Annotated in this window: 18 protein-coding genes and 3 pseudogenes; 11 read left to right on the forward strand and 10 right to left on the reverse strand. The window is 62.7% G+C overall.

The window, feature by feature from the left end; all coding sequences use genetic code 11:
• Window positions 1-48: 48 nt before the first annotated feature.
• From Q7X29_RS13740 to Q7X29_RS33170, 5 genes and pseudogenes are all read left to right on the forward strand, one after another.
• Window positions 49-1,103 (forward strand): annotated as a pseudogene (locus Q7X29_RS13740) (BtrH N-terminal domain-containing protein); the annotation flags it as partial.
• Between the two features lie 93 nt (window positions 1,104-1,196).
• Window positions 1,197-2,828 (forward strand): long-chain fatty acid--CoA ligase, encoded by a 1,632-nt coding sequence (locus tag Q7X29_RS13745; protein ID WP_019050205.1) that lies wholly within the window; start codon window positions 1,197-1,199, stop codon window positions 2,826-2,828.
• Window positions 2,829-3,110: 282 nt separating this feature from the next.
• Complete coding sequence (locus tag Q7X29_RS13750; RefSeq protein WP_022565926.1) at window positions 3,111-3,641, forward strand: PaaI family thioesterase; 531 nt, start codon at window positions 3,111-3,113, stop codon at window positions 3,639-3,641.
• Window positions 3,638-4,159, forward strand: coding sequence for a cytochrome P450 family protein (locus Q7X29_RS13755; protein WP_198041206.1), 522 nt, complete (start codon window positions 3,638-3,640; stop codon window positions 4,157-4,159). The genes Q7X29_RS13750 and Q7X29_RS13755 overlap by 4 nt, the downstream gene beginning before the upstream one ends.
• 11 nt (window positions 4,160-4,170) lie before the next feature.
• The gene (locus tag Q7X29_RS33170) at window positions 4,171-4,899 is read left to right on the forward strand and encodes a cytochrome P450 family protein (protein WP_198041205.1); all 729 of its coding nucleotides are present in this window, start codon (window positions 4,171-4,173) and stop codon (window positions 4,897-4,899) included.
• Between the two features lie 855 nt (window positions 4,900-5,754).
• Here the strand turns inward: Q7X29_RS33170 and Q7X29_RS13765 are convergent.
• The 3 genes from Q7X29_RS13765 to Q7X29_RS13775 form a co-directional block, all read right to left on the reverse strand.
• Window positions 5,755-6,117 carry a hypothetical protein gene (locus Q7X29_RS13765; protein ID WP_022565923.1) on the reverse strand — a complete coding sequence of 121 codons (363 nt, stop codon included), beginning with the start codon at window positions 6,115-6,117 and terminating at the stop codon, window positions 5,755-5,757.
• 489 nt (window positions 6,118-6,606) lie between these two features.
• Window positions 6,607-8,241 (reverse strand): MFS transporter, encoded by a 1,635-nt coding sequence (locus tag Q7X29_RS13770; protein ID WP_022565922.1) that lies wholly within the window; start codon window positions 8,239-8,241, stop codon window positions 6,607-6,609.
• 61 nt (window positions 8,242-8,302) lie between these two features.
• Window positions 8,303-8,638 (reverse strand): DUF4873 domain-containing protein, encoded by a 336-nt coding sequence (locus tag Q7X29_RS13775; RefSeq protein ID WP_074965659.1) that lies wholly within the window; start codon window positions 8,636-8,638, stop codon window positions 8,303-8,305.
• Window positions 8,639-8,904: 266 nt separating this feature from the next.
• Between Q7X29_RS13775 and Q7X29_RS13780 the strand changes: the two genes are divergently transcribed.
• The 5 genes from Q7X29_RS13780 to Q7X29_RS13800 all read left to right on the forward strand — a co-directional run bounded on the left by Q7X29_RS13780 (window position 8,905) and on the right by Q7X29_RS13800 (window position 14,394).
• Window positions 8,905-9,891, forward strand: a complete 987-nt coding sequence (locus tag Q7X29_RS13780) for an AurF N-oxygenase family protein (RefSeq protein WP_051719633.1) — start codon at window positions 8,905-8,907, stop codon at window positions 9,889-9,891.
• A gap of 108 nt (window positions 9,892-9,999) precedes the next feature.
• On the forward strand, window positions 10,000-11,598 hold the full coding sequence (locus tag Q7X29_RS13785) for a flavin-containing monooxygenase (protein ID WP_074965657.1): 1,599 nt from the start codon (window positions 10,000-10,002) through the stop codon (window positions 11,596-11,598).
• Window positions 11,595-12,452: an SDR family NAD(P)-dependent oxidoreductase gene (locus Q7X29_RS13790; RefSeq protein WP_280303040.1), complete on the forward strand. Its 858-nt coding sequence runs from the start codon at window positions 11,595-11,597 to the stop codon at window positions 12,450-12,452. Before Q7X29_RS13785 ends, Q7X29_RS13790 begins: the two co-directional genes overlap by 4 nt.
• A 61-nt stretch (window positions 12,453-12,513) precedes the next feature.
• On the forward strand, window positions 12,514-13,557 hold the full coding sequence (locus tag Q7X29_RS13795; protein WP_022565917.1) for a ferredoxin--NADP reductase: 1,044 nt from the start codon (window positions 12,514-12,516) through the stop codon (window positions 13,555-13,557).
• A 198-nt stretch (window positions 13,558-13,755) separates the two neighbouring features.
• Window positions 13,756-14,394 (forward strand): TetR/AcrR family transcriptional regulator, encoded by a 639-nt coding sequence (locus tag Q7X29_RS13800; protein WP_019050212.1) that lies wholly within the window; start codon window positions 13,756-13,758, stop codon window positions 14,392-14,394.
• Window positions 14,395-15,025: 631 nt separating this feature from the next.
• Here Q7X29_RS13800 and Q7X29_RS13805 read toward each other — a convergent pair.
• The 4 genes and pseudogenes from Q7X29_RS13805 to Q7X29_RS13820 form a co-directional block, all read right to left on the reverse strand.
• On the reverse strand, window positions 15,026-15,439 hold the full coding sequence (locus Q7X29_RS13805; protein WP_019050213.1) for a DUF302 domain-containing protein: 414 nt from the start codon (window positions 15,437-15,439) through the stop codon (window positions 15,026-15,028).
• Window positions 15,440-15,466: 27 nt separating this feature from the next.
• Window positions 15,467-15,706 carry a YgaP-like transmembrane domain gene (locus Q7X29_RS13810; RefSeq protein WP_022565916.1) on the reverse strand — a complete coding sequence of 80 codons (240 nt, stop codon included), beginning with the start codon at window positions 15,704-15,706 and terminating at the stop codon, window positions 15,467-15,469.
• 48 nt (window positions 15,707-15,754) lie between these two features.
• Window positions 15,755-16,024 carry a metal-sensitive transcriptional regulator gene (locus tag Q7X29_RS13815; RefSeq protein ID WP_019050215.1) on the reverse strand — a complete coding sequence of 90 codons (270 nt, stop codon included), beginning with the start codon at window positions 16,022-16,024 and terminating at the stop codon, window positions 15,755-15,757.
• An 83-nt stretch (window positions 16,025-16,107) separates the two neighbouring features.
• Window positions 16,108-18,267 (reverse strand): annotated as a pseudogene (locus Q7X29_RS13820) (MMPL family transporter).
• Here Q7X29_RS13820 and Q7X29_RS13825 point away from each other — a divergent pair.
• Window positions 18,221-18,700, forward strand: coding sequence for a mycothiol-dependent nitroreductase Rv2466c family protein (locus Q7X29_RS13825; protein ID WP_019050217.1), 480 nt, complete (start codon window positions 18,221-18,223; stop codon window positions 18,698-18,700). The pseudogene Q7X29_RS13820 and the gene Q7X29_RS13825 overlap by 47 nt on opposite strands.
• Window positions 18,701-18,883: 183 nt before the next feature.
• On the opposite strand, the gene Q7X29_RS13830 is transcribed toward Q7X29_RS13825, so the two are convergent.
• From Q7X29_RS13830 to Q7X29_RS13835, 3 genes and pseudogenes are all read right to left on the reverse strand, one after another.
• Window positions 18,884-19,705, reverse strand: coding sequence for a cytochrome c oxidase assembly protein (locus tag Q7X29_RS13830; RefSeq protein ID WP_316574274.1), 822 nt, complete (start codon window positions 19,703-19,705; stop codon window positions 18,884-18,886).
• Window positions 19,686-19,826: a DUF2243 domain-containing protein gene (locus Q7X29_RS33055; protein WP_081723039.1), complete on the reverse strand. Its 141-nt coding sequence runs from the start codon at window positions 19,824-19,826 to the stop codon at window positions 19,686-19,688. Before Q7X29_RS33055 ends, Q7X29_RS13830 begins: the two co-directional genes overlap by 20 nt.
• 41 nt (window positions 19,827-19,867) lie before the next feature.
• A pseudogene (locus Q7X29_RS13835) lies at window positions 19,868-20,842 on the reverse strand (IS481 family transposase).
• Window positions 20,843-20,953: the final 111 nt, after the last annotated feature.

The raw sequence follows: 20,953 nt of genomic DNA on the forward strand, positions 1-20,953 counted from the left end.
CCGGTCTTCGATCCCCGTTGGCCCCCTCATTCACCCGAAAGGATTCACATGCCCCGCAGGACCCTGGTCGATGACTACCCGCACAAGATGGGGGGACACAGCGGTTCTGGCGCTATGCGGGATCTTCTGCATTGGCATGGACTGGGGTGGGATGGGCCGCCCGACGAAGGTCTGGTGTTCGCTCTCGGCGGCGCACTGGGGTTATCGTACCTCCGGTCAAGCGACCTCGTTCCACCGCTGTACCTGGTAGGACGAGGCGCCGACTTCGAAATTGATCTGCCCCGCCGACTCGGCGCGCAAGTCCAGGTTCTCACGACCGATGATCCCCGAGAGGGTGGTCATGGGTTCTCGACGAGCTCGAAGCAGGCAGACCCAGCCTGGTATGGGGAGATATCGGTGAGTTGCCGTACCTCCGCGTCCAGTTCCAGATGAGTCGCCACGACATCGTCGTGATCGGTCACGACGAGGCCGAGGGGATCGCCTTTGTCGTAGACAATGACCGCGCCGAGGTGCAGAAAGTCCCGCTCGATGCACTGGCTCGGGCGCGGTCCTCGAAGTCTTTCCCGCAACCGACGCGCCACTGTACATACCGCATCAGCTGGCCGAGTGCGCTGCCGGACGTGGCGGAAGTAGCGGCGGAGGCATTTCGACAGTCCGCAGCCGGAATGCGCCGCCCATCGCAACCCGGGATCGTCGATCTCAGGGCAGCGGCATCCGGTGCGGAGGGCTTGGCCGCGGCGGTGCAGCTGGCGGCCGACATTCAGACCTGGGCCGATCTTCCGGTGGACGACCTCGAGACTCTCCTGTTCAGCCTGAGCGCTTTCATTGAGAAGGCAGGTACTGGCGGCGGGCTGTTCCGCCGATTGCTAGCCGATGGCTGCGCAGATGTCGCTCGTCTGACCGGGGACTCCGCCACCGCTCAACTCGCCGTAGCGGCCAGCCGTTGTGCGCAGGCGTGGACCGCCACTGCGCGTGCCGGTATCCGCCGCGACGTTGATATACGAGTTCGCCTGGCCGGGGTGGCCTCGGCCGCTAGCCAACTACCAGAGCTGGAGACGGACCTGGTCGCGTCCCTGGAGGCTGCTTCCAGTTCGCTGACGGCTGGGATCGCTGACAGCAGCCCCATGTCGCCGGCCAGCGGCGAATCAACCCCCAGATCGCCTACGTTCGAAGACACTCTTGAATGAGGAAATGCTATGCAGAGCACGATGATGAACGTCCCGTTGACGACCGCGGCGATTCTGCGCCACGGCTCGAGTGTGCACGGCTCGGCGACCGTGCGGACTTTGCAACTTGACGGAAGCGTGAAGGTTGCTACGTTCTCCGAAATCGGACGGAGGTCCGCTCAGTTGGCCAACGCATTGCGGGCTTGCGGGATCACAGGCGATGAGCGCGTCGCGACCCTCATGTGGAACAACCAGGAGCACGTGGAGGCCTACTGCGCAGTGCCCTCGATGGGAGCGGTGCTGCATACCCTGAATCTACGGCTCGCCTCCGATCAGCTTGTTTACATCGGTAACCACGCTCAGGACCAAGTCGTGATTGTCGATGGAAGCCTAGTACCCATGATGGCCTCAGTGTTGCTGCAGCTCACTAGCGTGCATACCATCGTTGTCACCGGAGATGTGGACCTTACCCCGCTGCACCGTGAGGGACTGACAGTCGTTGATTACGAGGAGTTCATCTCCGCCCAGCCCGAGACGTTCGACTGGCCAGACCTCGACGAGCAGTCTGCGGCCGCGGCCTGTTACACCTCTGGCACCACCGGCGACCCCAAAGGTGTCGCCTATAGCCACCGGTCGACTTACCTCCACTCGATGGCGGCCTGCGCCGCCGACGGACTGAGCGTGAGCAGCGATGACCGAATCCTCCCCATCGTCCCGATGTTCCACGCGAACGCCTGGGGGCTGGTCTACGCCGCACTCATGGCGGGTGCCGACTTGCTCATGCCTGACCGGTTCCTACAAGCCGAGCCGCTCGTGCGGCTGATCGACGTCCACAAGGCAACCATCGCCGGGGCAGTCCCGACCATCTGGAACGACGTCTTGGACTTCCTGGATTCCCACCCCAGCTACGACATCTCGTCTCTAGGCCTGGTCGCTTGCGGTGGCTCAGCTGTACCCGTTCATCTGATGAAGGCCTTCGAAGAGAGGTACAACGTACAGGTTGTACAGGCGTGGGGAATGACCGAGACCTCGCCACTAGCGGCTGTCGCGCGGCCGCCGGCGTCGCTCGACGCCCAGGAGCGGTGGCGTCTGCGAGCGACCCAAGGTCGTCCGGTTGCAGGAGTCGAGCTGAGGATCGTCGACGACGGAGGCAATGAGCTCCCGCACGACGGCGAAGCCGTCGGTGAGTTGCAAGTGCGCGGACCTTGGATTACCGGCTCGTACATCGGCGAAGAGGATGGCGGGGATAAGTTCCAGGACGGCTGGTTGCGCACCGGCGATGTCGGCCGGATCGACGAACGCAGCTTTGTCACGCTGACCGACCGCACCAAGGACGTGATCAAGTCCGGCGGGGAGTGGATCTCCTCGGTCGAGCTCGAACTTCTGCTCGCCGGTCACCCCGACGTGCTCGAGGCATCAGTAATCGGGGTCCCGGATGAGAAGTGGCAGGAACGCCCCCTCGCTGTGATCGTCGTACGCGACGGGCGGCAAGTAACACCTGCCCAACTGCGTGACTTCCTCGACGGCAAGGTCGCCACGTGGTGGCTGCCTGAGCGCTGGAGCTTCACCGCAGAGGTGCCCAAGACCTCGGTCGGCAAGTTCGATAAGAAGCGGTTGCGCACCCTGCATGCGAACGGCGAGCTGACCGTCGTCGAGATTTAGGAATTATCTCCATGCCTGGTCCTGAGTAGGACGGAACAGGACATTGATACCCATAGTGCGAAGCTTTCGCGACACCGGCGACATTACCGTGCACGTCGACATCGGCGAAAGGCTGCAAATGAAGATGGGAGTCACCTCCCAGTGCACGGCACGTTTCGCGCCGGTGGTGGTGGAATGGGGCCACCGGCTGCGCACCCCCTCTGGCGTGCGCGATATGTATTTGCATAGTGGTCACGCTCGAGATCGGTGTTGGGTGCGGCTTCATCGACAGGAAGGCTGACCATGAGCAATCTATCGGACACGGGCGGCAGGTCGTCCGATCCTGACTTGGAGGAATGGGTGCGTTCGTTCCGACTTTTGGAACCTCGATCGACTGAGTTGCCTCCCCACCATCCCAACTGTCTCGGTTGTGGACCGGCCAACCCGCATGGGCATTTTCTGACGGCCCAGCGCTGCGCAGGCGGCGTGGTCGCTCACCACCGATTCGATCGACGTCATGTAGGAGCGCCCGGAATAGTGCACGGGGGCGCTGTGGCGACAGTAGTCGACGACCTATTCGGTTTCCTGCTATACACCGTCGGCGAACTCGCCGTGACGCGCCATCTCGACCTCGACTATCTTGCTCCGGTTCAGCTCGACACTCCCTACGCCCTACACGCCGAACTACGGTCTCGAGATGGCCGGAAATTACATCTCGGGGCCAGAATCGAGGATGCAGGGGGACATTTGGTTGTCACGGCCACAGCACTGTTCATTGTGGTCGATGTCAAACATTTCTTGCAGTCGCCGGTGAGTGCAAGGAGACAGGCATGACTGTACCGAGCGAGCGAGCACTGCTCCTGGATGCCTTGCTAACCGATCACGGCTCGGCCGGACCTTACGAGGCGTTCCGGCGGCTGCGCCAGACGCAACCAGTGTTGGTTACACGATCGGGCGTGCTGGTATTGAGCCGCTACGACGATTGCGCGGCGGCGCTCCGCGACCGCAGCCTCGGCAAGGCCGACGAGTCGCTGGGCTTCGGCTTGTCCGACATTCCTGAAGAGCTGCACCATCAGGCCATGCACCGGTTCCGACGCACCATGCTGTTCCGCAACCCTCCTGACCACCACCGGCTGCGTCGGTTGGTCGCCGACGTGTTCACCCCGAGGCACATCGACGAGTTGCGCGGCCGCATCGTCACACAGGTCAATCACTTGCTCAATGTCATGGAAGCACGGGTCTCCGTCGACATCATCAACGATCTGGCGCTCCCGCTGCCCGTGAATGTGATTGGAGATCTACTCGGGGTGCCCTTTACTGATAGAGCGGTAGCAGCACTGATAGAGCGGTAGCAGCCCCACTGGTGCGGGCCCTGCTGGCCTCGCTCGAACCCGGTGCCGATATCGCAGCCTTGACAGCAGCCTGCGACGCCGAAGACCAACTTGCCGCATATTTCGCTGACCTGTTGGCGGTCAAACGCGCCCGCCCTACCGATGACCTACTGAGCCGGCTCGCCGTCGCGAATGGCGACGACATCCTAGACGACGACGAATGCGTCGGCACCGCGATTCTTTTGTTTGCGGCAGGGTTCGAGACCACCACGAACCTGATCGGCAACGGCGTCGCCGCGCTGCTCGCCCACCCTGACCAAATGCGCGAACTTCGTGCCAGGCCAGAGTTGGCGAGCAACGCAGTCGAAGAACTATTGCGCTATGAGTCCCCCGTCCAGACCAACGGGCGTACGGTGCTCCAGCCGACGCGACTGGCGGGAGTTGATTTACATCCCGGTCAGGTCGTACTGATCCTGCTTGGGGGCAGCCAACAGAGACCCGGATCGGTTCGACGACCCCGACAGTCTCGACATCACCCGAACCGGGGTCCCGCCATTGTCGTTCGGGGCCGGCATCCATTTCTGCCTCGGCGCACCGCTTGCACGGCTCGAAGGGGCAATATTGTTCCCGCTCCTGGCGTCCCGATTTCCCGATCTTCGGCTGGTCGAGCAGCCCCGCTGGCGCACCGGGCTGTCTTTTCGCGGACTTTCGACCTTGAAGGTGGTCACCGCATAAGTCGTTGGTTCATCGGACAGAGTTGATCCGGCAAACAACAAGGCCCCTGGCGGCTTTGCCGATGAGCGCCTCCTAACGGCTGTCCATAATTCGTTCGACTAGCAGTGAGTATTGTTCTGGGGGTAGCCACTCGGCGGCTTATTCGATGATGGAGTTGATCTCCGGGCTGTGGCCACGCATGTTCGCTCGCCCGACCACACGGCTTCCGCACGAGGGCACCGACCGGTCGTTGCGGGGCCGACATCGGGAGTTGTGTTTCGAGGGCCGGGTGTTGCTGGTGGCCAGGTACTGCGGACGCATCTGACGATGCGTCAACCCGCGGCGGTATTCGGAATGGAAGCCGGCCAAAGCCCGGTGATCGACGACCTGGTATTACGTTGGCGCTGCGACCCCGGTCCGATCCCGCATGGTGTGGCGCTTACGGTGGTCAGCATCTGGTCCGACCTGCGACCGCACATTGCCGCACCGAGTAGGAACCACTGGTACTCGACCCACCATCTGGTCGCCAGCGACGCCCGATAACGAAGTCGTCGTCGTGATCGGACGTCCGTTGCACCGCAGGCCTGGACGGAATCCGGCCCGACGCCTGCCGCACCGCTATGGTCATCGCCGACGGCGGCTACCAGGGAACGGCCTCTTCATCCCGCACCGCCAGGCGCCCGGTGTCGGACTGCCGAAATGGAACAGGCCCACAACAAGTTCCACCGCTAGGTTTACGAGAAATCCCTGAGTAAACCACTCTTTGCCACGTACCGCAAACTGGCGATCGCGTGGGCAGTCGCGGACTACTTCCGCGGGCCGCTCACTTCCATCGATGCCAGGTTCAATTCCGGCCGAATCAGGGATCTGGCACTATTTCGTAATTCGACTGTGTGGGTTGCTCAGCCGCTCAGAAGGATTCGCCGAAGGTGGCGTCGCCTCTCACACAGCTCCTTGATGATCGCGGCAAACGAACGTGACCAGCGGGTGCGTCGAATCCGGGCTGGCGGTAGAGTCATGTCGAAGCGCCACTGGCCATTTGGGTCTATGCGAGCAGGTTCGGTCATAATTGGGGGCCCGATGATGTGAGCGGCATCGAGGAAGGCCTGATAGGCGCGGACGAGGTTCGGCTGACTTCGATAGCCGCAGGCGGTGATCGCGTCAAACAGCAGGGCGGCGTCGGGTGCATCCCTTATTCCACCGCTGAGGAGATAGGGCTTGAACTCGTAGATGATTCCTGGACCTCGGCGAAACGCTGCTGGCATCGGATCGCGACCCTGTCTTGGCGCAGACCTGGCTCGACCGGACCACGATGCAAGCCTGCGGAGACCTCGGCGATATCGGGTAGTTGCGGGGGCGTCATCGAGGCAGCCCGCCGCGGCGGTCAGGCAGTGTCGGCGGTGCGATAGCGTGTTCGAGGGCGTCACCGACGTTCTCCCAGATGTGCCACCGATCAGCGACCTGGAATCCTACTGGCTCCCCGCTGGCCACACCTCCGGAGTAGGGCTGTCACCCAATCCTGCAGGAGCCCCGAACGGCTCAGGCTCCAACCGGCTAGACCAGGAACGGGGCGCACTCTCGGGCCGGACACCACGACAACCGGGCAGTCACTCAGATCGGGCATGTGCCATTAGCCGACCACCCGAGCACGTCGGCGACGAGAGTTCATCACCAAAGTTCGCTCCCGACTGGCTGTTCTGCTGACGCCCTGAAGCGGTCCGCAAGTGTGAACGGATCCGGAAAGTGCGTTCGGCTTACCGTTGCGCCGGTTCAATGGTAGGCATTGACTCCAACCGCTTCCTCCGCGCACCACGCGTAAGCCGGAGGCGTCGCAGACGATTTCGACGGCCCCGGCGAACGCAACTGACTTTGTGGCCTTCGTCGACTGTGCGTCCAGGAGAGAGCGGGATGAGTATCAGCGCGCCTGCGAGGCTGATCACGGCCAGCGCGAACGCGGAGTGTTCCACTCCATCCCAGAAGGCGGCTTTCGCATACTCGGCGAGGGGCTCTCCCGCAGCCCCCGCGCGCTCAGCGACTTCGAGTGCACCAGCCAGCGAACTCCGCACCGGGTCGCGAGCAGGCTCAGGAAGGCGGGGTAACACCTCCGCGATCTTCGACGTGTAGTTCGCCGACAGGATGCTGCCGGCGACGGCGACACCGACTGCGGCGCCGATCTCTCGAGTTGCGTCGTTGACCGCAGCTGATACCCCGTGTTTCTCCAAGGGCGTGTCGAGCATGATCGCGTTGGTGGCGGGAGCGGCCGACATGCCCAGGCCAGCGCTCATGATCAGCAGCGGCCAGAGCGCATCGAGGTAAGACGAACCGGTGTCGAGGCGCTGGAGGGCCAACAAGCCGACTGCGATGGTAAGTAGCCCGGTCGTGGTCGTCACCCGGAGCCCCAGCCACGCGGCGATCATCGGTGAGACGAGAGACATCACGATGAGGGGAGCAACCATCGGGGCAAGCGCCAAGGCCGAGTGCAGGGGCGTGAACCCCAAGATGAGCTGGAAATGCTGCACCAGCAGGAACATCACACCGAAAGTCACGAGGAATTGAATGGTTATCGACAACGCACCGCTCGAGAAACCTCGGCGGCGGAACAGCCGTACATCAAGCAAGGGGTGCTCGACACGGAGTTCAGTGACGATGAAGGCCACGACACTCATTGCGCCGGTCGCTCCCATGGCGAAGACCCAGCCATCGGTCCAACCACGCGTCGGAGCCTCCATGACCGCGAATACCGTCGTCCCGATCGCCAGTACCACCAAGAACATGCCGCGAACCTCCAGCCGCGGGCATTCGGTGTCTTGTGAATCAGGGACGGTGAGACCAAGCACCAACAGCAGCAGTGCGACGACGGTCAGGCCGACGAAAATCGAGTGCCATGACCAACGTGTGAGGAGCAGACCGGATCCGACCATACCGATTACTCCGCCGGAACCGGCGACACCTGCCCACACCCCGACCGCGTACTCCCGTTTGTCCACCGGTAAGTTTGCGGTCAGCAGCGAGAGAGTCGCAGGCATGACAAAGGCGGCTCCGGCTCCCGCTACAGCCCTGGAGAGCATGAGCCATATCGGGGCGTCGACCAGCACGGGCACCAGAGAAGCGACCGCGAATACGGCCAAGCCTGCCGTCAGAACACGTCGACGGCCATATCTGTCGCCGATCGCTCCCCCTGGCAACACGAGGCAAGCAAGCACCAGCGTATAGCCGTCGACTATCCAGGTAAGCGCGTTTTGATCCGCGCCCGTGTCCAAGGCTATAGCGGGGAGCGCGGTATAGAGCGCTGCCATAGCCGCGACAACGAGAGCCACTGCGCCGCAGGTGACAATCATGGTCCAGGCTGCGGATCTTCGGGCGTCGAGCAGGTGTCCATAGCGGATCATGTCGGTTCCGGTTCCATTCGCAAGCGGCTGGTTGTCGCCGTCCGTCTTCGCGGTCCGTAGTTCAACTCGGCGTCGCCTCGACTTCGTCTAGTGATGACGGCGTGGGGTATGGCGGGCGACCGCGGCCTTGAATCCGATAGCGACCCCAGAAGTCTCGATCACCGATGGTTCCGGCAGCTTCGCCGGCAGAAGTCCGGACCACTACCGAACGTCGACGACCCTGCAGAAACTCGTCGAGAATGTCACTCTGTCCAACCCGCCCGTACCAGCAGAAGCGGCCATCGATGGGTTGGAAGAAGCCGCGCAGCTCGACCTGTACCTCGACTTCCGTGCTTGCCATGATCACCGTCGCGGACCCGATGTAGTCGGAGTCATCGTGCGGACTATGAGAATTCACTGTGGCTTCCTTCGCGTGATCGCCAGCCGACGCCTGCAACGGGATCCACCACACCAGCACTGCCGGTGTGGTGGGCCGACGTCGGAATCCGAGGGCGTTGACCGCTTGACAATCCGGTCTGCCGCAGTCAAAGTTACCTCATACCCCGAGTATCCGCTACCCATCGTTCGGGTAACTTTGGGCGGGAGTCCAAGCATTCCGACGGGGTGGCACACCGTGCCAGATACGCCGATGCCGTGCCATCGGCCGAGTCGAGAGATGGACAAATGACATCAAGCGAAGTACGAAGCCACAGCGCCGGGCCGATAGCCGTTACCACTGACGGCATGGCCCGCGTGAGTGGACGCCGACGCACCGATCTTCAACGATCGGCCGGGCGACTGCTCAAGACCTCTGCCGAGAAGTCCTATGACGCCGAGGTTGACATCGACTGGGATAGTCCATGGTGGCCGGATAAGGCATGGCTGCCCGAACACCGGGTGTCGCTCTTCGGCACCGAGATCTGGGACCGGCTCTCGGACGCACAGAAAGTTGAGCTGGGCAAGCATGAACTCGTGAGCATTCTCAGCTTCGGAATCTACGCTGAGAATCTGCTGAGCATGGCGTTGCTACGGCAGAACACCACAGGGGACCTCGTCGACAACAAGTCGCTGTACGCACTCGCCGAAGTTGGCGACGAGAGCCGCCACTCCATGATGTTCGCGCGCTTGATTGCCAAAACGGGCATCCCGCCCTACAAGCTCCCGCGCGGGTTCCTTTCGATGGCGAAGATCCTGCACTTCATCCCGCTGGGGCCGTCCATTCAGGGTGCGACGCTGTTGATCGAGGAGATCCTCGATAGGGCCCAGCGCGAGGCGATGAATGACGAGCGTCTACAGCCACAGGTCCGGCAGTTGATGAAGATCCATGTACTCGAGGAGGCACGCCACATCACGTTCGCGCGAACCGAACTTGTCGATGGCATGCGCGTACGGGGGCGAGTCTCGAGAGCATGGCATCGCGGCGTGCTCGCGGTCGTCGCAAACTTGGCTTATCCGATCTTGATTAACCCGAAGCTGTATCGTGTCGTCGGCGTGCATCCACTACGTGGGTTCTTGGCGTGCCAGTCCGGTCCACACTACCGGGAGAATTTGCAGTTCATGTCCGAGCCGATGATCCGGTTCTTTGACGAGGCCGGCATGATCGAAGGGCGCATCACAATGTTCCTGTGGCGTCTGTCCAGGAGCCTCCCCGAGGATATCGCCCAGCGGTGAGCAGCCCAGTCCGGCGAAAACACAAGCGCACGGACGTGGCGAGGAATTTCGCACGACACATGAATTTGCGGCTAGCACTGGGCGAGCCGCACCGGCCAGAGGAAACCGATGAGCAAAAGTCGATCTGCCAAGTATGCACAAAAGTCCAATGGCTCGGGAGGTGACGGAGCGCGAATCACAGTCCACCGGGCGCAAGTCCTCATCGTCGGAAGCGGATTTTCGGGAATGGGGATGGCAATACAGTTGCTGAGAGCGGGAATAGATGATTTCCTAATTATCGAGAAAGAGACCGAGATCGGCGGAACATGGCGCGACAACACGTATCCGGGCTGCGCATGTGACGTTCCTTCGCATATGTACTCGTACTCCTTCGAACCCAAACCGGACTGGAGTCGGCTCTGGGCAGGGCAGGGCGAGATCCAGAACTATCTCACCGGGCTAGCACGCAAGTACGATCTGTATCGGTACACTCATTTTGGTCGGACACTGCAATCCGGACATTGGGATCCCGATGATTCCGCCTGGCATCTGGTCACATCCGACGGCCACGAGTACATCGCCCAGTTCCTAGTCTCAGGAGTCGGAGCGCTACACATACCGAGCATCCCTACAATTGACGGGCAGAAGAACTTCAACGGCACGGTCTTTCATTCGGCGCAGTGGGATCATGATTGCTCATTGGCGGGCAAGAAGGTCGCCGTGATCGGCACCGGAGCCAGTGCGATTCAGTTCATTCCCGAGATTGCCAAGGAAGCCGCTGAACTGCACGTATACCAGCGGACGCCAGCATGGGTACTACCAAGGAAGAATGTCAAGATTCCGGAATCTATCCGGGCGGCATTCACCAGGATGCCGATTCTTGCGAAGGCAGTGCGGGCGGCTGTCTACTGGTCAGCAGAATCGTTGTCAATGGGCCTCAATGGCCACCTCAACCTCATGCGCCCACTTGAGAGCATTGCCAAGTGGAACATCGCACAGGGAATCGATGATCCCGTGTTGCGCGGTAAACTCACGCCTAGCTATCGCATCGGATGTAAGCGGATTCTCGGCTCGAGTGACTACTATCCAGCACTGAATCGACCAACCACAACCGTCATCACCGAAGGTATCTCTGAGATAACCGAGGACGCGATCGTGTCACGGAACGGCGAGAAGCGTCCAGCGGATGTGATCATCTACGCGACCGGATTCCATGTGACCGACGGGTTTGAAAGCCTTCGCCTCAAGGGCTCGTCCGGCAGGGAACTCGCAACGGTTTGGTCGGACGAAGGGATCCAGACGCACCTCGGCATCACCACCGCCGGATTCCCCAATCTCTTCTTCCTACTCGGCCCCAACACGGGGCTGGGCCATAACTCCGTAGTCTTTATGATTGAATGCCAGATCAGATACATTATCTCGGCGATCGATCTTGTCAACAAACGTGGCGCAGCTGCGCTAGAAGTACGCGAGCCGGTCCAGCGGAAATTCAACTCCGAAATTCAGGCCAAGCTGGTCAAGGGAGTCTGGAGTAGCGGCGGGTGTACAAGTTGGTACCTCGACGCACAGGGTGTCAACCGAACTGTTTGGCCGGGCTTCACATGGCAATACTGGCGGCGCACTCGCAAACTGGCGCCGGCGGATTTCGGATTTATCGGCGACTTGGCCGGTACACAATACACCGCCGACCTCTCGAAGGCGCTCGAAAAGGGGAACCTTCCGAAATGAAATACTTCAGAGACCGGGTGGTCTCGGTAACGGGGGGCGGTTCGGGCATCGGCCGCGCCGTCGCAATTCGGCTCGCTGGCGACGGCGCCCGGCTCGCGATCGCTGATATCGACGCGGAACGCGCACAGGAGACCGCCGCTGTTTGCAGTTCGCTTGGTGCAGAATGCCGACCCTATGAGCTCGATGTAGCCAATCGTCACGCATTCCAGGATTACCGGAACCGCGTCCTGGCGGAATTCGGATCGATCAGCATGGTCGTCAATAACGCGGGCGTTGCGCTAGGCGCCGATGTAGTGGACATGGAATGGATCGACTTCGAATGGTTGATGGGCATCAATTTCTGGGGTGTGGTTAACGGAACAAAACTATTTCTTCCGGATCTGATTGATTCAGGTGACGGCCACGTTGTCAATGTTTCGAGCGTTTTCGGGCTGATGGCCATACCCAGCCAGAGCGCGTACAACGCGTCCAAATTCGCTGTCCGAGGTTTCACCGAAGCGCTGCGTCAAGAGATGCGAATTAACCGCTTGCCCGTAGGTGTAACCTGCGTTCATCCCGGTGGCGTCCGGACCAATATCGTGCGGGATGCTCGGGGCGTCGGCACAATGGGCGATCAAAAGAAGATTGTTGCCGGATTCGATCGGATTGCTCTCACGACACCCGAAGGCGCTGCGGATTCAATCATTAAGGGCGTGCGTCGCAATAAGCCGCGCGTTCTCATCGGGCCTGACGCCCTCGGCTTCGATTTTATTACGCGGGCGGTAGGGCCACGGTACCAGGACCTCAACGCGCCTCTGGCCCGCCTCGGATTCGCGATAGGTCGCCGATACGGTCTGGTGAATTACAACATTTGATGCCGGACCGCCGGGCCATACGGACGTCCTAGAGTGACTGTCCAGCATCGAGGGAGATGGAATGTTCTCGAAGAAAAATATGCCATGTGAGCTCACTGTGTCCCGCGTGGTGCAGGAGACGCAGGATGCCGTCTCGATATGGTTTGACGTCCCGGAGCATCAATGGGCAACATTCTCGTACACTCCGGGACAGTTCCTTACGTTGCGCATTCCTGGGAGTGGCGAGAGGGAACCTGCAGCCCGTTGCTACTCGCTGTCGAGTTCTCCGCACACCGAGGACGAGCTGGCCGTAACAGTAAAACGCACAGCGGGTGGGTATGGATCCAACTGGCTGTGCGACAATATCACCACTGGCACTATCGTGTCCGTGCTACCGCCTAGCGGACACTTCACGCCGCAGGATCTGAATTCGGATATGGTACTGCTAGCAGCTGGCAGCGGCATCACGCCAATCATCTCAATTATCAAGTCAGCTCTGCTCGAGGGTGATGGCCATCTTGTGCTTTTCTATGCGAACCAGGACGCAGAGAGCGTAATTTTTGGCGAAGACCTTCGCTATATGGCGAAACAGTTTCCGGAACGGCTCATTCTCATAGAGTGGCTGGAGAGCGAGCGAGGACTCCCGGACCGAGAAACTCTCTCAGAACTCTGCAGCGCATATAAGAATCGAATGTACTTCGTGTGCGGTCCAGCGGCTTTCATGGACCTAGTGGGCGACGTAGCGCATCATGTCGGCATCCCGCATGGCAATCTCCATCGAGAAATTTTCCAATCTCTTCGTTCCGATCCGTTCGACACCGAAATTGGCGTCAAGCAGTCGATGACCACGGAGCAGGCACGTCTCGTGGTCTACCTGGATGGTGACCGTGCCGAGCTTCAATGGCCCAAGGATCTTACGCTCGTCGAAGTCCTGCTGAACGAGGGCTTTTCGCCGCCGTACTCGTGCCGCGAAGGCGGATGCGGCGCGTGCGTATGCAAGGTCATAGATGGTGACATACAGATGAGAGTGAACGACGTACTCGACGAGGACGACATCGAGGAGGGCGACCGCCTGGCTTGCCAGTCTCTACCGATCACCGATACCGTCATTGTGACATTCGGCTAACCGTCCACAACCAGCGGTGGCATCGCCAGAATCCAGGCGTTAACGGGCTGCCGACCTCGTGTACTTGTCCATCCGTGTAGCCCGTAGCGTAGGATCGGCATCGTGGCAGGCGCGCGACGGAAAATGTTGGAGGTCGGTAGCTCGGTGGTTCGGCGAGTTGACGCACGATCAAGCCGTTGGGAAGAGCATCGGGCCGTAGTGCGCGCGGAGCTGGTCGATGCCGCGTACCAAGCCTTCGCTAAATATGGCCCCGAGGCCAGCATGGACGATATCGCCCGGGAAGCAGGCGCAACAAAACCTAAGCTGTATCGCCACTTCAACGACAAACAGGGCCTCCGTGCCGCTGTGGTGGAGCGGGCGAAGGACCTCATGTGGACCAACATTCTCGATGCGGTCGACTTCGGATCCGAGCCGATCGGTAAAGTGATGAATCAGCTCGTCGAGCAATATACGCAATTGGTCGACGAGCACCGCAACGTTTTCAAATATCTCGTGCGGAGTCATTTTAGCGAGAGCTCATCAGAATCCGATCAGGCCCTGGAGGATGCACGCGAGCTCGCCGGTTTCATTGCTGGCCATTTCGCCGCCGTGTTGGAGAACGTTGGCGCGGACAGCACCGGCATAGATTTGGTCGTGCAGTCAATCATAGGGGCCAGCCTCTCCGCAACCGATTGGTGGATTGACTCGCAAGCCGACCCATCCGCGATGTCCCGCTCGGCCTTCCGGGATCATCTCAGCGCTATCATTTGGGGAATTATCGATGCGTCGTCACGAGCCCGGGGAATCCGAATCGATCCGACTGCGACGCTGCACACCGAGAATATTGGACTGCTCTAGGCGGATTTCGCAAGACAACGAAGTCTGATCAAAGGCCTACATTCCAGGCGTACCATCTCGGTCGCTTTGCCTTTACTTGCCAGGCCCAGCACGGCCGACGAGCAGGTTCAGGACCGCGCTGGGGTGCGGGGTCTGCTGCAGATTAGAAGGGATTTCGGGCTATAGCTACTGTAATTGCTGATGAGGGTTCTGGAAGGAAGCTGCGCTGCAATGTATCCAGCCCCATTGCTCACGTCATACCACCTCGCGTTGGCAATCATTCTATCATTTCCTTGATATTCAATTGCTTCAGTGCCAGTGGCTGATGCACCGGTGCTACATGTGAGTGCGATACGCATCCCACCGGGCCGGGCACCGGCAAGGACGCCATCGGTCCCGCTCTGCAACCAGTCACCACCGGTGCACTCGGAGTCCGAGGTCTCGAACCGGCGCGCTTGCTCGGCGGGTCGGTCGGAAATCCTAGGCTTGGCGAAGGCCGGAGTGAGATGTGGTGGGTGGTCTCACCGAGCGGCGTGCCAAGGTTATTCGGGTCGTCGATAATCGGCTCAGGGCCGTAGGGACGATCGGCTCGTTGGGAAGGCGCGGCAGTCTGGCGCAGTGACCGGGATAGACCGGGACGGTGGGCGTCATGTCAAATCCCCGTGGCCCCCAGCGCAGCCAGGGCTGCGCGCAGGCGGGTGGTGGCATCCTCGGCGACCGGATCGAGTGCGGGCTGACCGGTGACTGCGACCATGAACTGAGGGTTCATCGCTTCGACGATGATGGTGTCGGTGTCGGTGTCGGTGTCGGTGTCGGTCCGGTCGCGACGGACCACGACATTGCAGGGCAGCAGCAGCCCGATCTGGCGGTTGATCTCGACCGCTCGGTGGGCCAGGGGTGGGTTGCAGGCGCCGAGGATGCGGTAGTCCTCCATGTCGTGGCCGAGGGTGGCTTGCATGTCGATCTCGGTGAGGATGCCGAATCCTTGCTCGGCCAACGCGTCTCGGGTGCGTTCGAGCGCGTCGTCGAAGGTGGTGTGCAGCGTGGTCGACAGGGCCAGGTCCATTCGTGTGCTCCGATCCGAGGAGAGCGGTCAGGCGGTAGGGGTTGGGCAGGTCGTGTCGGTCAGACCGAATCGGCGCATCACCAGGGTGGCCGGGCACCAGCCCGCCGCGCTGTAGAGCAGCAAGTTCGCCCCGACCAGGGCGGCCAGGATCAGCCACCACGGAGACAGGGTCACACTCAGCAATACGCTGAGCAGGACCAGCGTCCCGGCCAGGGCCGGGACGAGGCGGGTGATGGTCCATCCGTGCGGTCGCGGTGGCAATGCCATCGGCGGGAGTCCTTCCAGTGTGCGTACCCGACCCCGCGCTGTGTGGGGTCAGGCTAGGGCGAGAAAGAGCTTTTCCAGTTCGTCGATGCTCATGGGCGCGGCCTCACCGTCGGGGGTTTCGGTGAGGCATTCGCGCAGGCCGGTGGCGACGATCTTGAATCCGGCGCGGTCGAGCGCTTTGGAGACCGCGGCGAGTTGGGTGACCACGTCCTTGCAGTCGCGCCCGTCCTCGATCATGGCGATCACCCCGGTGAGTTGGCCCTGGGCGCGGCGCAGTCTGTTGAGGACTTGCGTCATCGCCTCGTCGTTGGCGTTCATCGATGTTTCCCTTCTCGGATCCTCCCCAATATACCCCGTGGGGTATTGAGCGGGGGATCCGAGGAAGTGGGTTGGCCGGTGGTTCAGTGGTGAGCGAAGCTGATGGTGGGAAGCACCCGGGTCAGCCACGCCGGGCTCCACCAGGCAGCGTGCCCGGTCAGGCGCAGGATCACCGGCAGCAGCACCAGCCGCACCAGCAGTGCGTCGAGCAGGACCGCGACACCCAGGATGATGCCCATCTCCTTCGGGGGCAGCGGGTCGGCCAGGGCGAAGGTGAAGAACACCGCCACCATCACCGCCGCGGCGGCGAAGATGACCCGCCCCGAATGCGCGAGCCCGTCCAGGTTCGCGGCGTGCGGGTCGCCAGAGCGTTCGTAGTGTTCCTTGGCGGTGGCCAGCAAGAACACCGTGTAGTCCATCGCGATGGCGAAGATCATCGCGAAGAAGAACACCGGCCCCCACCCGTCCAGGAACCCCTGCGGGGTGAAGCCCAGCAGCTCGGCGCCGTGCCCGTCCTGGAAGATCAGCTTGGCCACCCCGAACGCGGCCGCGGTCGAGAGCAAGCTGACCAGGGTTCCCAAGGCCGCGATCAGCGGGGCCTGCAACGCGATCAGCAACAACACGAACCCGAGCACCAAGATGATGGCCACCACGATCGGCAGGTAGTCGTCGAGGGCTTATTTCAGGTCGAGGTTTTCCGCCGCCGCGCCACCGACCACCGCGTCGGCGGGCAGGTCGGCGCGCAACCGGTCCAGGATTTCGGCCATCTGTGGTGCCGAGGGATCGACTGCGGGCATGGCCTGCATCATCACCACATCAGCGCCGTCGGCGGCGGGCTGGGGCGGGGTGAGCATGACGATGCCGTCGCTGGCGCGCGCGATGGTCTCGCTGGCCGCCGCGTCGGCGGTCGGGCTGATGATCGAGAGCATGCCCGGAGCGCCGGACCCCATCTGCTCGGCGATCAGTTCATAGCCCTGGCGCACCGGCGCGTCGGTGGGCACGACCGCGATCGAGGGCATCGCGGTCTTGAGCCCGAACACCGGCGCGGCCAGCCCGATCAGGATGGCCAGTGCCACCGCGGCGAACGGCCACGGATGCTTGTGCAGGATCTGGGCCCAGCGCGCGAACACCGGCGAGCGGTGCTGCTGGCGGCGCGTGTAGGGCAGCGCGGCGGCGTTGATCTTGGTGCCTAGCGCGCCGAGGACGGCGGGCAGCAGGGTCAGGGTCGCGGCGAGGACGAACACCACCGCGAGCATGATCCTGACCGCCATGGTCCGCACGGCGGGAGCGGGCACGATCAGCACCGCCGACAAGCTCACCAGCACCGTCAGCCCTGAGAGCAGGACGGCTTTGCCTGCGGTGTCCATGGTTTCGGCGACCGCGGCGCGGGGATCGCCGGTGCGGGCCAGCGCGTCGCGGAAGCGCGCGACCAGGAACAGCGCGTAGTCGATGCCCAGGGCCAGGGCGAACATCATGGCGAAGTTCATCGCCCACACCGAGATCGGAGTGATCTGGTTCAGCAGCACCAACCCACCCGCGGAGGCCACCAAGCCCGCGAGGGTCAGCAACAGCGGCAGCCCGGCCGCGACCAGCGATCCGAACGCCAGCACCATGATCGCCAGGGTGACCGGCCACGACAGCATCTCGGCCTGGATCATCGCGTCGTGGTTGGCGACATTGAAATCGCTCCACAACGCCGACGCCCCGGTCGGATACACCTCGATGCCGTCTTTGGACAGCGCGGTCAACGAGTCTTTGTGCTCGTCGACGGCTTTGACCATGTCATCGGTGGAGGCATTGGCGCCCGCGATCACGATGCCGGTGTGTCTGTCAGGGCTGATCGTGAACCCCGGTTGCGGGGCGATCACCTGCCCGATCCGCTCGTCCCCGGCGAAGACCGCCGTGGCCTGCTCGACCACCCGTGCCATCGCCGGGGCACCGATGGTGGCGGTGTCGGAATGGATCACCACCTGCACCGCGGCCGAGGAGTTACCACCGAAGTGCTGCTGGGCGAGTTCACGGGCGCGGACCGATTCCGAGCCGTTGGCTTGCCACCCGGCCCCGGCCAGGGAGGTGAACACACTCGGCGCGGCGGCGCCCAGTGCGATCAGCACCAGCAGCCATATCCCGATCACTGCCCGGGTGCGCCCGGCCATGAACGCGCCCCACCGGCCCAGCAGTCCTGGCCCGGAGGTCGTGCCGGGTGGTTTCGCCGAGGCGGTATCGAGCTTCGTTTCGGTCATCGGGAGGGTCTTCGCCGCAGCCACCGCAACCGGCGGGCCCGAGGCGTTCGCGCGACTCTACGACACCGCCGGAAACCGGCTGCACACGCACGGCAACGACCTCGGGCCCACCGCGCTCGCCGAATCACTGTCCGACGCCGACATGGACCCGGCACTGGCCCAGTACCTGGACGACCCCGGTCTCGACAGCGCCGTCACCCGCTCACACCAGGCCAGCCAGAATGCCCTCGGAGGCACCGGCGGCAGTCCGATCATCGTCATCGACGGCCACGGTTTCCAGGGACCCGTCCTGACCGAAACCCCTGCCGCCGAGCAGGGCCCGGTCCTGCTCGAGGCGATGGTCACCGCAGCCACCACCCCGGGGTTCGCCGCCCTGCACCGCCCCTACCAAGGTCCCCCGAAAATCGAGACCACCACCGAGGCGGGCCGCTGATGTGCTCCCCCGTGCGATGCCAGACCTGCGCCAAGACCACCTGGTCGGGGTGCTGCGCCCACATCGACCGTGTCCGGGCCGGAGTCGAACCCGAACAGTGGTGCCCTGGCCACCCGCGCGTGCAGGCGGGCACACCGTGGTGGCGTCCCCGAAGAAAATGAGGACATCGGCGTCAGTGCGACGTCACCGGCTGCCATTGTTGTTGTCGCCGTAGTACATGGCGTTGAGCGCGCCCGGTCGCGAGGTACCACTGGCCGGCCAGGACCGCGGCGAGCGCGAGTTCGACAACGTCACCGCCGTAATACATGATCTGGGCGCCGAGCTGCACATCGCCGACAGCGAACGATGTTCCCGCCGGTCCGGAGGCATACAAGGTCTTGGCCAGATCGCATGCCCCGCGGCAGCCGCGACCAGCGTCGCCGCCCGCAGCAGCAGCGAGTACCGGTGCCGTACCGGCTCGAGCTGGGTCACCGCCGCGGAAAACAGCACCCCCGAGGCGAAGACGTGTACGAACACCACCGCATGCAGGCCCATCCGGTCATGCACGGCCGCGAACATGCCGGTGCGGTAGAGCAGCCATAATCCGCCGATATCGAGCACCGCCGCCACCGGCGGGAACATCAGCACCGCGACGACCCTAGACCGCACGATCCCGAGCAACCTGGCCCTGGCCGGTTTGCCCAACGCGCGGAGCGCGAGCGTGATCGGGCGAGCCAGCACCAGCGCCAGCGGCGCCACCATTCCCACCACCATGTGCGTGGCGAACGGTTCGCCCGGCAGCGGCGCGAGCGCCGCAACGATCAGCAGCACACCGCAGCTCAGAGCCGCGGCTGCCGGCCACCACGACCAGTGGTCACCGCGGGCCCGTAGCCGCCACACTGCCGCCAGATATGCACCGACGGCGGCGAGTACGAGCACAACGACGATCCCGGTCAGATACTCACCCGATACGTCGGGACTGTGATGTTCGTGCACGGCCCGGCCGCTATCGTGGCGCCGCCGCACCGCGGCGACGTGCTACACCCAACAGCAGTACGCCCACCACGAGCAGCAGCACGGCGATGACATTCCACGCCCAGTCGTAGGGTACGATGTCGACCTCATAGCGGATCTGGTGCAACCGCATCAGCTTGTGCTGAACGGTGCCGTCATAGAGCTCGAACCCGCCTAGTTGTGATGTCCAGGGAGGTTGGTCAGTCGGGTGACCGGTGGCCGACCTCCGATCGCGGAGTGGGCTCGATGGTGATTGTAGAAGTGCAACCAGCCCGGTAGTGCTGTGTTGCGTTGTTCGGTCGAATCGTAGAGCCGGGCATAAGCCCAGCCCTCTCCCAGAGTGCGGTGGAATCGCTCGATCTTGCCGTTGGTCTGCGGCCGGTAGGGACGGGTCCGTTTATGCCTGATCCCGAGCTCGGTGCAGGCATCACGCCAGGCATGTGATTTATAGGCTGATCCGTTGTCGGACAATACTTTCTCGACGGTGACACCCCGCTCGGCGTACCAGGTGACCGCGCGTTGCAGTACCCCGATCGCGGTGACCGCCTTCTCGTCGGTGCAGATCTCGGCGTAGGCCAGGCGGGAGTGATCATCGATGACGGTATGGACGTAAGCCGTGCCGATGACGGGCCGGTAAGCGGCGCCGCGTTCCCCGGTTCGCTTGCTCTGGGCGCGGTGCAGGTAACGGTGCCCGCCGGCGTCGGGGATGTTGGCGAACTTGGTGACATCGACGTGGATCATCGAGCCGGGGTGGGCATGTTCGTAGCGGCGCAGCGGTTCACCGGTGACACGGTCGATGCGCGACAAACGGTTGATTCGGCAGCGAACCAGTACTGCGTGCACGGTCGAGGCCGGCATCGCGAGTCGGCCCGCGATCTAGATCGGACCCAACCGGTGCCGCCAACGCAATGCCACGATGCGTCGCACCAGGTGTGGTGGTGTTTTGTTCGGTTGTGTGGTTGGTCGTGAGCTGCGGTCGACCATCCCGGTCGGGCCTTCGACGCGGTAGCGGTCGGCCCATTTCCCGGCCGTCCGCGCAGACACCATGAACAGCTTGCCTGCTGCTGTGTATGTCCAGCCGCGGTCGACGATCAGTTGGGCCAGGCGTAGTCGTGCTCGTGGAGTCAGGGCTGCGTTAGCGTGGGACACGAAGGCCTCCGGGTTGTGGTGAAGCGGTTCCTAGACAGCTCCACTTCACTACCGGGGGCCTTCGCCTGTCACATCGACTTACCCGCGGGGAGCGGGACAACCTCCCTGGAC

The sequence above is a fragment of the Nocardia canadensis genome (genome assembly GCF_032656385.1).
GTDB lineage: Bacteria > Actinomycetota > Actinomycetes > Mycobacteriales > Mycobacteriaceae > Nocardia > Nocardia canadensis.